This is a genomic window from Bacteroidales bacterium, assembly GCA_041671145.1.
GTDB lineage: Bacteria > Bacteroidota > Bacteroidia > Bacteroidales > JAHJDW01 > JAQUPB01.
Window position 1 is genome coordinate 30228 of the sequence record JBAZBZ010000028.1, and the last position, 12238, is coordinate 42465.

10 protein-coding genes and 1 tRNA gene are annotated in these 12238 nt (G+C 31.9%); 6 read left to right on the plus strand and 5 right to left on the minus strand.

Annotated features, from left to right (window positions below; all coding sequences use genetic code 11):
* Together WC223_09545 and WC223_09550 are read right to left on the minus strand one after the other, a co-directional pair.
* On the minus strand, nt 1-481 hold a 481-nt coding region (locus WC223_09545; protein MFA6924483.1), incomplete at its 3' end, for a hypothetical protein.
* Nucleotides 482-512: 31 nt separating this feature from the next.
* Nucleotides 513-584, minus strand: a tRNA-Arg gene (locus WC223_09550).
* 110 nt (nt 585-694) lie between these two features.
* Here WC223_09550 and WC223_09555 point away from each other — a divergent pair.
* The 6 genes from WC223_09555 to WC223_09580 all read left to right on the plus strand — a co-directional run bounded on the left by WC223_09555 (nt 695) and on the right by WC223_09580 (nt 9624).
* The gene (locus WC223_09555) at nt 695-1825 is read left to right on the plus strand and encodes a tetratricopeptide repeat protein (protein MFA6924484.1); all 1131 of its coding nucleotides are present in this window, start codon (nt 695-697) and stop codon (nt 1823-1825) included.
* 461 nt (nt 1826-2286) lie between these two features.
* Complete coding sequence (locus WC223_09560; GenBank protein MFA6924485.1) at nt 2287-3549, plus strand: tetratricopeptide repeat protein; 1263 nt, start codon at nt 2287-2289, stop codon at nt 3547-3549.
* A 206-nt stretch (nt 3550-3755) separates the two neighbouring features.
* Nucleotides 3756-4574, plus strand: a complete 819-nt coding sequence (locus WC223_09565; GenBank protein MFA6924486.1) for a phosphosulfolactate synthase — start codon at nt 3756-3758, stop codon at nt 4572-4574.
* A gap of 79 nt (nt 4575-4653) precedes the next feature.
* Nucleotides 4654-6882, plus strand: coding sequence for a phosphoribosylformylglycinamidine synthase subunit PurL (gene purL, locus WC223_09570; GenBank protein ID MFA6924487.1), 2229 nt, complete (start codon nt 4654-4656; stop codon nt 6880-6882).
* A 295-nt stretch (nt 6883-7177) separates the two neighbouring features.
* Nucleotides 7178-8827, plus strand: a complete 1650-nt coding sequence (gene rho, locus WC223_09575) for a transcription termination factor Rho (protein MFA6924488.1) — start codon at nt 7178-7180, stop codon at nt 8825-8827.
* 161 nt (nt 8828-8988) lie between these two features.
* The gene (locus WC223_09580) at nt 8989-9624 is read left to right on the plus strand and encodes a redox-sensing transcriptional repressor Rex (GenBank protein ID MFA6924489.1); all 636 of its coding nucleotides are present in this window, start codon (nt 8989-8991) and stop codon (nt 9622-9624) included.
* 51 nt (nt 9625-9675) lie between these two features.
* Here WC223_09580 and WC223_09585 read toward each other — a convergent pair whose 3' ends face one another.
* The 3 genes from WC223_09585 to WC223_09595 all read right to left on the minus strand — a co-directional run bounded on the left by WC223_09585 (nt 9676) and on the right by WC223_09595 (nt 12089).
* Complete coding sequence (locus WC223_09585) at nt 9676-10521, minus strand: 4Fe-4S binding protein (protein ID MFA6924490.1); 846 nt, start codon at nt 10519-10521, stop codon at nt 9676-9678.
* Between the two features lie 121 nt (nt 10522-10642).
* Complete coding sequence (locus tag WC223_09590) at nt 10643-11116, minus strand: hypothetical protein (GenBank protein MFA6924491.1); 474 nt, start codon at nt 11114-11116, stop codon at nt 10643-10645.
* 148 nt (nt 11117-11264) lie between these two features.
* The gene (locus WC223_09595) at nt 11265-12089 is read right to left on the minus strand and encodes a hypothetical protein (protein ID MFA6924492.1); all 825 of its coding nucleotides are present in this window, start codon (nt 12087-12089) and stop codon (nt 11265-11267) included.
* Between the last annotated feature and the right edge of the window lie 149 nt (nt 12090-12238).

Below are 12238 nucleotides of genomic sequence, written 5' to 3' on the forward strand. Positions count from 1 at the left end.
ATCCCCATCCGTAATCAATGCCATATATGTATGTGGCTCCAATAATGCTTATCGGAAAATTATCGGGACCTTTATACTGCAATGCTGCTTCAATTATGTGAGAAGTTTTTTTGTTTTCATAAATAGAATATTTTGTGCAATTTGGATGTGTTTCGTTATGTGAAAAATAATCCGTTGCAATTACTGAAAATCCTTTAAAAGTATATTTCAGAAAAGGGTCGGTTTCGCAATATGTGCCTGTAAAGTTATATGAGCCCCATATACCGAATTCAAGATTCTTAAAAGTTAATAAAAATGAAGGTTGAATGTGAGGAGCTGAACCATAAGCTTGTCCCCGCCATATATAACGGCTCACAAAATCGCATGAAATATCAGTAACTAACGAATCATTTTTTGCAGAATTAGTATCTTTTTTGTTTTCCGAATAACATATATTCAGTAAAAAAATACAAAGCAGAAAAAATAAAAGTTTTTTAATCATTGGTTTATATGTATTAAAATTTAAAGTTTTGTAGCCCCACCAGGAATCGAACCTGGATTTAAAGTTTAGGAAACTTCCGTTCTGTCCATTGAACTACAGGGCCATTTTGTTTACAGCAATTACAAAAGCAAAATTAAGAAAAAACTAAAACGAAAATTTATTTATATTTGTTATATTTTTATTCGGCATTTAATTTTTAAATATACTGTAATTATGATAAGATTTATTTTCTTATTATTTTATTTATCATTTTTAACAGTTGGTTTTTCTCAAACAGCTAAAGAATATCATATTTGGGGTTTTGCAAAATTCAAGCGGCAGGATTTTAAAGGTGCAATAGAAGATTATAATAAAGCAATTGATTTAAACTCTAAGGATCCTGATTTGTATATTTATCGTGGTGCTGCAAAAACCAAGCTTCAGGACAACTTAGGAGCAATCGAGGATTACAATAGGGCAATTGAATTAAATTCTAAAAATGCAGATGCGTATTTTAATCGTGGATTTGCAAAACACGAACTTCAGGATTATAAAGGAGCAATAAGTGATTATAGTAAAGCTATTCGATTATATTCCGAAAATGCTTTTAAAGGCATTTTAGCTTATAACTGTCGTGGAGTTGCAAAAATGGATATTCAGGATTATGAAGGAGCTATTCTGGATTTCAATAAAGCTATTGAATCAAATCCCAAAAGTGCTTTAGGATATATCAATCGCGGATTAGCAAGAAGTAAACTTCAAAACTACAAAGGTGCGATGCAGGATTATAATAAGGCGATTGAGTTGGACCCTGATAATGAAAGCTTATACTTTAATCGTGGATTGGCAAAATATGAACTTAAGGATTATAAAGGAGCAATACAAGATCATAATAAAGCTATCGAGTTAAACCATAAATATGCTCTTGCATATATGAATCGTGGATTGGCAAAGTTTGAACTTCAAAACTATAAAAGTGCAATAAAAGATTATAAGAAATCTATTGGATTAAATCATAATAATGCTCAGACATATATGAATCGTGGATTAGCAAAATATGAACTTGGGGATTACAAGGGAGCAATAAAGGATTACAATTCATCTATTATATTAAATCCTATTAATTCCAATGCATACTGTAATCTTGCCAACACAAAAGCCAAACTTGAAAACAACACAGGAGCGATACAGGATTATAATAAAGCAATCGAATTAAATCCTAATTATGCTTTTGCATATTATAACCGGGGACTTATAAAAGACAAACTCGGAGATAGAAATGAAGCTTGTATGGATTTTAGAAAAGCTGCTGATATTGGTCTTAAGCAAGCTAAAGATTTGATGAAAGAATATTGCAATAAATGAAATATCCATGCAACTAAAAAAAGTTGCACAAACCGTAAATGATTAAAAATTCAGTGCTGTTTTCAACGAAGATATGCATGGATATTCACGAGCGGGTTGAGAAGTGGGCTTTTGCGGGAGCGAGTAACTAAAAAATCTAAATAAACAGAACAGCAAATTAACAGCAGAAATTATAAATATTTACAAAATTTAAACAGATGAAATAAAATAAATCATTATCCATTTTTCCTGCAAAAAAATTGTTTTAAGAATTTTTTAAAACTTTATTATATATTTTTTGTTGAATTGTTAAATTGTTGCTGATATATTTCGGTTTAATAAAAAATGAATAATAAATAGTTGATTTTTTAAAAAACTTTTCAACTTTCAGTCCTTTTAATTGTTCATAACAAAATATTAATTTTAATAACAAAATTACAAATATTATATACGTTTGTGCAAATATATTTTTACTTTTAAAAATGCTGAAAGATAATTATCAATACAATAATAACGAAACAAAATTTTTGATTTCCCATTTTGAAGAAATGCTGGACAAAAGCGGGAATTATTATTTCGATGTTGAGGATTTTGAAGAAATTATTGATTATTATTATTTTAAAAACAACAATAAAAAAGCATTTAAAGCAATAGAAGCAGCCATAAATCAGCATCCGTGTTCATATGTTTTTTATCTAAAAAAAGCACAAATACTTTTTTCATTAAAGAAATTTAGAAATGCACTTGAAATACTTGCTGAAAGTGAAACTTTTGACCCTTTAAATCCCGATGTGCTTTTAACAAAAGGAGCTATTTTAAGTCAAATGAAAAAACCCCAAGCTGCTATTAAAGAATATATAAAAGCCATTCCTGTTTCAGAATTTCCGGATGATATTTATACAAATATTGCTTTTGAATATGAAAATATCGGTGATTATAAAAAGGCAATAAATTATCTTTTGCTTGCTTTAAAAGAAAATAATGAAAACGATGCGGCTATTTACGAATTAGCATATTGCTATGAAACTACAGGACAATCAGAAAATTGTATTAAATTTCTGAATTCATATCTTGATAAAAACCCTTTTTCAGAAGCAGCATGGTATAACATAGGAATAGCATATAATTCCATTGAACTCTTTGATAAAGCAATTGATGCTTTTGATTTTTCCATTGCATTAAATGAAAAATTCATTTCGGCATATTACAATAAAGCCGCAACATTGGTGAATTATGGAAAGTTCAAAGAAGCTATTGGTGTTTATAACGAAATTTCTGCTTCAGTTAAACCCGACTGTTTCTTATTATATCAAATCGGTGAATGTTATGAAAAAATGAAATGCTACGATAAAGCACTTCGTCATTATAAAAAAGCCATTATAAAATCAAATCTTACCGGCGATAAAATTCCAGATGCATGGTTCGGCATAAGTATAATTATGGAAGAAACCGGAAAACTTAAGGAAGCTGCTTTTTATATCGAGAAAGCAATAGAGATAAACCCCGAAAATGGCGAATACTGGTATTCTTATGGTGATTTGATGAAAAAAAATTATGACTTTGAAAAAGCAAAAGAAGCATATAAAAAAGTAACCGAAATAGAACCCGAAAATATTGATGCTTGGATTGATTATTGTGAAATTCTTATACAACAAAAAGATAAATCAGCAATTATTAGCATTAAAAATAATAAAATAAAACATATTTTATCTGTACTTTTGCAAAATGGAAGTGAAGATTTATAGTTAGAATAATACAAATTTTCATACTTCAAACTATTTGGATTATTTGAATTATAATACAAATGGCTAAATTGTTGTTTTTATATTTTACTTTTATTTCTTTTAATTTTTCATATAACAATTTGACAATTTTTTTCAGCAAAAGCTAAATTTTGGCTGTTAGTAGTATAATAAAAATCAGATATTAATTTATTTTAAACAATTTATTTATGAATTTTACAATTCCTTATTTACCCGAAAGAACTAAAAAGCCACGTGAAACCGGACTTAATATGGTTATGGACAAAGGTCTCAGTATTCGCGAGGTTGAGGATTTAATTTCATCAGGCAGTGATTATATTGATATAGCTAAATTTGGCTTTGGCACTGCCTTTATCACAAAAAATCTTGAAACAAAAATCAAACTTTATAAAGAAGCAAACATACGTCCATATTTTGGAGGAACATTATTCGAAGCTTTTATATCAAGAGGATTGTTCAAAGATTATTTAAAACTTATTGATAAATACAAGCTTGATTTGGCAGAAATATCAGACGGTTCAATAAAAATGGAACATGATGAAAAATGCAATTTTATAAAAAAACTTGCATCAAAAGTTACGGTTCTCTCGGAAGTAGGGTCAAAGGAAGCCGGAATACTTATCAGCCCAAACAGATGGATTAAAATGATGCAGAGTGAACTTGATGCAGGCGCATGGAAAGTGATTGCTGAAGCCCGTGAAAGCGGAAATGTTGGAATATACAGACCTAACAGTAGCCCTCATGTTGCACTTGTTAATAAAATCCTCGCAAAAATTCCTCAGGAAAAAATAATGTGGGAAACACCACAAAAAGCCCAACAGGTATGGTTTATAAAATTGCTGGGGGCAAATGTAAATCTCGGAAATATTGCTACAAACGAAGTCATTTCTGTTGAAACAATCCGCCTCGGATTGCGTGGAGATACATTTCTTTCTTTTCTGCCAACCGACTTGCAGGAAAAACTAAAACAAAATGTAGAAGTCAGCATGAGTGAAAAAGAAGCGTAAAAAAGAACAAACGAACAATTGAACATTCGAACAATTGAATAAATAAAAAATTTCACGATTTCGAAATTAATAAACAAAAATGACAGATATTGATGTAACGCTTGATGCAGCAAAAAAACTCGGACTTCTTCCCGAAGAATATGAAAAAATTAAACAACTTCTTGGCAGAAACCCTAATTTTACCGAACTCAGCATTTATTCAGTAATGTGGTCGGAACATTGTTCATACAAAAATTCTATTTTCTGGCTAAAAACCTTGCCGAGAAAAGGGCAAAGATTGTTAACAGAAGCCGGTGAGGAGAATGCGGGACTTATTGATATTGGCGATGGTCTGGCTTGTTGTTTTAAAATTGAATCGCATAATCATCCTTCTGCAATTGAGCCATACCAAGGTGCAGCTACAGGTGTAGGCGGAATAAACCGTGATATTTTTACAATGGGTGCGCGACCAATTGCTCAGTTAAATTCACTTCGTTTCGGCTTACCGGAACATGAAAAAACAAAATGGTTGTTAAAAGGCGTGGTAAAAGGTATAGGTGATTACGGCAATGCTTTTGGTGTACCTGTTGTTGGCGGTGAAGTTTATTTTGAAGAATGTTATAATACAAATCCTTTAGTAAATGCCATGTCTGTCGGTATTGTAAAAATCGGAGAAACAATTTCAGCAATTTCGGAGGGAGAAGGAAATCCTGTTTATATTGTGGGTTCACATACCGGAAAAGACGGAATTCACGGAGCTACATTTGCGTCAGAAGATATTACTGAAAGCACATCCGAAAAACTTCCTTCTGTTCAGGTTGGTGACCCTTTTCAGGAAAAACTTCTTTTGGAAGCAAGCTTGGAAGTAATAAAATCAGGAACAGTAGTTGGTATGCAGGATATGGGAGCCGCCGGAATTATTTGTTCAACTTCCGAAATGTCGGCAAAAGGAAAACATGGAATGGAAATTCATCTTGATAAAGTACCATTGCGACAGCAACAAATGAAACCTTTTGAAATATTACTTTCTGAATCGCAGGAAAGAATGCTTGTTGTCGTAAAGAAAGGAAAAGAAAAAGAAGTTGAAAAAATATTCGAAAAATGGGATTTGAATTGTAAAATAATTGGAAAAGTAACAAAAGGAAACGAGCTTAAATTTTTCATGAATGGTGAACTCGTTGCTCATGTACCTGCCGATTCACTTGTATTAGGCGGCGGCGCTCCGATTTATAAAAGAGAATATAAAGAACCTGCATATTATGCAGAAACAAAAAAATTCTCGATAAATAATATTCCCGAACCTGAAGATTTTAAAAAAGTATCAATTTGCTTAACAAAAAATTTCAATATTGCATCAAAGAAGTGGGTGTATGAACAATATGATTCAATGGTGCAAACATTAAACATGAGCACCAATCGCCTTTCCGATGCGGCAATGGTAAATATCAAAGGAACAAACAAAGCACTATTGCTTACAGTTGATTGCAATGGGCGTTATGTTCATGCCGACCCTGAAGCAGGTGCAAAAATCGCTGTTGCCGAAGCCGCAAGAAATATTGTTTGCAGCGGAGGAGAACCTGCTGCAATTACAAACTGTTTGAATTTCGGAAATCCTTATGTTTCCGAGGCATACTGGCAATTTGTTGGTGCAATTAAAGGCATGAGCGAAGCATGTAAAAAATTTGAAACTCCCGTAACCGGAGGAAACGTTAGTTTTTATAACCAGACAATTATTGATAATAAAACCGAACCTATTTATCCAACACCTGTTATAGGAATGGTAGGCATTCTAGATAACAAGAAAAATCAAATGACACTTGATTTTAAAAAAAGCGGGGATATAATATTTTTATTAGGAACTCCGAGAGAAGATATAAACTCTTCGCAATACCTCGTGTCATATCATAATGTAAAACTATCACCTCCTCCGTTTTTTGATATTGATGAGGAATATAAAGTGCAATCGGTAATAAAAAAATTAATTAAAAATAAATTTATCGAATCTGCTCACGATGTTTCCGATGGTGGATTATTCATAACATTACTCGAATCGGCAATGCCAAATGAACTCGGATTTGATGTAATTACCCCTGCTGAAATCAGAACCGATGCTTTCTTGTTCGGCGAATCACAAAGCAGAATTGTTGTTTCTGTTAATCCAAAAAATGAAATCCACTTTATAGATTTTATGATGCAATCAAAAATTCCTTCAACTTTGCTTGGACATGTAACAAAAAGCAAAATACAAATCAATGATGAATTGTGGAACACAGTTAAAGATTATAAAAATATTTACGATAATATTTTGACTGAATATGTGAATGAATAGACAATTAATAATAAAAAAGTTACGAGCTTCGAGCAGCGAGAAAAAGCAATTTGATAATTTTATAATAAAAGTAAACTAAAAAAATAATTAAAGATTTAAGACATACGATTTTGTTCAAAAAAATTTGCAATTAAAAAATTTATTCGTATCATTGCATAACAATTCCCGAAAAGTTACAGTTTCTTGTAATAAATACCAATTACACATTTTGCGGAATAACATTAAACTAAGCAGGATTTATTGAATGAATTTATAAACCAATCCTTTTATTTATTAACTAAAATTATTTTACTACATGTACGATATCATTGAATTGAACAGTAAGCTTTTGCCCGACCTCAAAGAAATTGCAAAAAGTTTGAACATTCCACAGTTCGACATTCTGAAGAAGCAGGATTTGATTTATGCTATTCTCGATTTTCAGGCAATGAATAACAAAACAGAACAACCGGATAATGGAAGTTCAAATGGCGTTCAACAAAAAAAAATCAGAAAACCGAGAAGTAAAGAACAAATTCCGGCTGATGCCATAATACCTGAACCCATTAAAAGAGAAGACCCCTTTCTTGCAGAAAATCTTTTTACCGATATTTCCAAAGACGATATTCCTGCTCCCGAACCTGAAATTCCGGCTTCCAACATAACAGAACCTTCATGGGAAACTGAAAGTTCACCTCTTTTTAATGAATCGAATGATGAAAGCGAAGTGAAATCTGCTGATAATTCTGCAGAAACAAGCGAAGCAGAACCCCAGCAAAGAGAAAACTTTGAAAAATATCCTCAAAAAAGATATTACGAAAAGCGTCAGGACGGCAACAATCACGAATTTGAAGGAATTATTTCGAGCGAAGGGGTATTGGAAATTATGCAAGATGGATATGGATTTCTACGCTCTTCCGATTACAATTATCTCAATTCACCCGATGATATTTATGTTTCACAGTCGCAAATCAAATTATTCGGTTTGAAAACAGGTGATACCGTTAGAGGTGTTATCCGTCCGCCTAAAGAAGGCGAAAAGTATTTTCCGCTTATTAAAATTGAATTTATAAATAACCTCGAGCCAACAATTGTCAGGGACAGAATCCCATTTGATTACCTTACACCTCTTTTCCCCGATGAAAAAATAAAGCTGACAGGACATAAAGATGATGACCTTTGCACCCGTTTGATTGATATGTTTACTCCCATAGGCAAAGGACAAAGAGGACTTATTGTTGCTCAGCCAAAAACAGGAAAAACAACATTATTGAAAAAAATAGCAAATGCGGTTGCTGCAAATCATCCCGAAATATACCTTATAATATTGCTGGTTGACGAAAGACCAGAAGAAGTAACCGATATGGAAAGAAGCGTAAAAGCGGAAGTTATTGCTTCAACATTTGACGAACCCGCAGAAAGACACGTAAAAATTGCAAATATAGTTCTTGAAAAATCGAAACGACTTGTAGAATCAGGACATGACGTTATGATATTGCTTGATTCAATAACCCGCTTGGCAAGAGCTTATAACACGGTGTCTCCTGCTTCAGGCAAGGTGCTTTCCGGCGGTGTTGATTCAAATGCATTGCATAAACCAAAACGCTTTTTCGGCGCTGCAAGAAAAATAGAAAATGGCGGTTCACTTACTATTATTTCAACTGCCTTAACTGAAACCGGCTCAAAAATGGACGATGTTATTTTTGAAGAATTTAAAGGAACAGGAAATATGGAATTACAACTCGACCGAAAACTTTCCAACAAACGAATTTATCCGGCAATAGACCTTAATGCATCAAGTACACGAAGAGAAGACCTTTTGCTTGACAAGGAAATGCTTCAAAGATTATGGATACTTCGAAATCACCTGTCTGATATGAATCCAATTGAAGCCATGCAGTTTCTGATTGAAAGAATGAAATTTACTCAAACTAATGAAGAGTTTCTGGTATCGATGAATAGTTAATAAATCCCTTCGTGTTAATTATTAAGCAACATGAAATCAAAGTTAGAAGTTGGATGCTGGAAGACAGAAAAACTTCAAATATCCAACTTCCATCACCCAACCTCACTAATACAATAAACTATGTTTAATATAATATTATATTAAAAAATAAAAAAGATTTCATGTCTATTAATCCGAAAGAATTACCCGGAAAAACTGTTGAAAGGTTAAGTCAATATAGAAGAACGTTATTAAATTATTCTCAAAGTGGTAAGTTCAATATTTTTTCGCATGAACTTGCAAAACTGCTGCACATCACGTCGGTTCAGGTAAGAAGAGACATAATGCTTATCGGTTATTCAGGAAGTCAAAGAAAAGGATATGATATAAAAGAATTAATTAATAAAATCGGCAGTATTATTGACACTAAAGAAGGACAAAATGTTGCGGTCATCGGAATGGGAAGCTTGGGCGGGGCAATTACAAGATATTTTAAAGGCAAACGACCAAAATTAAATATTGTTGCAGCTTTTGACATTGACCCCCAAAAATTTAATAAAGTAATTTCAGGCATTCCTTGTCATTCAATGGAAAAATTAAACAGTATCGCTAAAAAGAAAAATATTACACTCGCAATAATAACAATACCTCCCGATAATGTTGTGAAAACTGCCGAAAAACTTGTAAAAGCAGGAATAAAAGGAATAGTAAATTATTCTTCCGTTCCGCTGAATGTTTATCCAAATGCTTATCTTGAAGAATATGACATGATTACTTCACTCGAAAAAGCTGCTTACTTCGCAAAAAAATCAAAATGAATATTTTTTTAAATCCATTGTCAATAATGCATACATAGATTCAGCTTTTCCTTAAATAAAAAATTTCTCACTTAATTCCTCAAAGCTGTTCATATTTTTATTAAAATCTTCTAATATATCTTTTGTTTTTATTTCTTCAGAACCCGGGTTAAATGGTATTTCAAAAACAAATTCGAAATTATTTTTTTGTGCAAATTCCTGTATTTGTTTAATGTCGGGATTGTTTTTATAAGTGAGCAATCCTTTTCTTTTTTCAATATATTCAAGGAGGTCGGAAAAAAAATCAAGAGATGCACGCGAGTCGGTAAATAACAAAATAAAATCAATGTTGGAAATAATGTCTTCAAATGTAATGTCGGAAATAACGGTATCGAATAAAATCGGTTCGTTGTTTTTCATTTTGTTTTTAAGTGCATTTATCAACTGCTTCGGATATATGGCATTTTCATTGGATTTTGCTTCAAATAACTCCATGCCTTCTTCAGTAGTACTGCAAATAATTTTTCCTGCCTGAACTGCTTTTTTTTCAGATATTGCAGAAACGCCGCAACATTCGATACATTTATTGCAACTCATACATAAATCCTCAAGCACTTGAATTTCGCTCATGAGTTTGTCTAAAAGTATTGCTTCATTTTCACAAATCCCAACACAATCGCCGCACAAATTACATTTACTCAAATCTATTTCAGGAAATTTTACTTCAACAGGAAGTTCTTCTACAACGTTTGTATTCAAATTATTTTTCAATTGCAAATCATCAATGTTGCAATCGGCAATTTGTATTTTTTGAAAATATTTATTTTTTAATGCTTTTGCAAGTGTTATGGTTATTGCTGTTTTAAAAGGATTGTTTTCGAATCCGACAATTGCTATTTTAAAATTGTTTGTATTCATTTAAAAAAATTAAAATAAATAATCAACTAATATTTTCAGTTTATACTTTAAATTGCTAAATTATCAAATTGCTGTTTTATAACAATTGAACAACTTAGCAATAAAACAATTTTATGTTTAGTTAAAACTTCTTTTCATTCACAACTTTATTATCCTTATAGATTCGTTCAATAATTTTTTTCCCGTTTGAATCATAGATTTCCCATTTGCCATCAGGGTTTCCTTTTTTATAATATCCGGTATAAAGTATTTTGCCGTTTTCATTGTAAACAATTCTTTTCCCCTCGCCAAGGTCGTTTTTAAATCCGCCTTCACTTTGTTTTTTACCATTGGGAAAATAAGAAATCCACCATCCGTTTCTTTTATTATTTTTATAATTTCCTTCCATTTGCTTGCTGCCGTTTTCCCAATATTTTATTTCTTTTATTTTTTCGGTATTAACGGTGTCTTTACTTTCGATACGGTATTTATAATATTCTTCTGTTTTTGTTTTTCCGTCAGGAAATTTTTCGGAGATACTTTTTCTAAGTTTTTCATTTTTGCATGAAATAACAAAAAAACAAACTGATAGAAGACAAACAATTTTTTTTCTCATAGTTTGCGATTTTTAATGTTAAACAAAGATTGCAAATTTAAGATTAAAATAAATAATACCAACTGTTAAATAAAATATGCCACAGATTCTGTGATAAAAATTATTTTTTTATCACAGAATCTGTGGCGTTTAATTTTCAATACTCCAATTAAAATTTCGTTCTGCTTCCTTTAATTAATTTGTCGTATTCTTTATTTATGTCTTCTGTCCAGCCGACGTAATACTTTGTAATTTCGCCTATATTCAGCATCGAAAGATTTTTTTCAGGTGAAGACATAATATCAAGCGGAAATAATTCGGAAAGCTTTTTTCTATTGCTTTTGTCTGAAGTTGATGGATGAAAATACAGATAGGGTGCACCGAACAAGTGCGCTATTTCCTGTGCGAAAATTACAGGATGTTTTGAACTAATGATTGAATATTCCACATCATTGTCGTTCATTGTATTTAATGAAAAAGAAAAATCCGTTTTAAAATAATTATTTACCATAAATATCAATGCAACGCTTTCGATATTGTATTGGTCGCGGAGCTTGGCAATGAGGCGTTCTCTGTTTTTCAGAGCAGTTGCTGTCTTGACAATCCTGTCTGTCCATTTATTAACTTCTTCAATTCCTTCAGTTTTTTGCAGAACCTTTTTCAATGAGCCGTTAAAGTTTTGATAAACCGTATTGGTGCTATCACCTTTATAATAATCAACAGTAAATTTCAGATTTATGCCACTTTTCGCTGCTTGTTCTTCGAGCCACTTTATTGAAATATTAACCGAATCTAAAGTAGAATTAATGTCGAAAGAAGACCATGAATTTGATTGCCGCGACTCCGTCCATATAAAATAAAGAAGAACATTTCCCTGAAGTTTTTTACAAACATTGCGGTTTCTGCCTGTATCATCTGCGGAATTTTCTATCCTGAAAGAAGAAAATATAAATACCGATATTAAAAAAATTATGAAAAAATATTTCGCTCTCATCTTTCAGGTTGTTTTTTTATTTAATGAATGACCCCGAGGCAGAGCCTCGAGGTATCAGTGCAATTTACATACGTCTTTCTAAACATCAAACAGTTTTAATTGCCCACGATATAATTGTTTATATTCCTTTCCCTTTCCTTGTTCTCGCA

What these genes read in the sequence shown, in the direction of transcription:
- WC223_09555 (MFA6924484.1), top strand. Translation starts at nt 695, where the DNA reads ATGATAAGATTTATTTTCTTATTATTTTATTTATCATTTTTAACAGTT.
- WC223_09560 (MFA6924485.1), top strand. Translation starts at nt 2,287, where the DNA reads ATGCTGAAAGATAATTATCAATACAATAATAACGAAACAAAATTTTTG.
- WC223_09565 (MFA6924486.1), top strand. Translation starts at nt 3,756, where the DNA reads ATGAATTTTACAATTCCTTATTTACCCGAAAGAACTAAAAAGCCACGT.
- purL (MFA6924487.1), top strand. Translation starts at nt 4,654, where the DNA reads ATGACAGATATTGATGTAACGCTTGATGCAGCAAAAAAACTCGGACTT.
- rho (MFA6924488.1), top strand. Translation starts at nt 7,178, where the DNA reads ATGTACGATATCATTGAATTGAACAGTAAGCTTTTGCCCGACCTCAAA.
- WC223_09580 (MFA6924489.1), top strand. Translation starts at nt 8,989, where the DNA reads ATGTCTATTAATCCGAAAGAATTACCCGGAAAAACTGTTGAAAGGTTA.
- WC223_09585 (MFA6924490.1), bottom strand. Translation starts at nt 10,521, where the DNA reads ATGAATACAAACAATTTTAAAATAGCAATTGTCGGATTCGAAAACAAT.
- WC223_09590 (MFA6924491.1), bottom strand. Translation starts at nt 11,116, where the DNA reads ATGAGAAAAAAAATTGTTTGTCTTCTATCAGTTTGTTTTTTTGTTATT.
- WC223_09595 (MFA6924492.1), bottom strand. Translation starts at nt 12,089, where the DNA reads ATGAGAGCGAAATATTTTTTCATAATTTTTTTAATATCGGTATTTATA.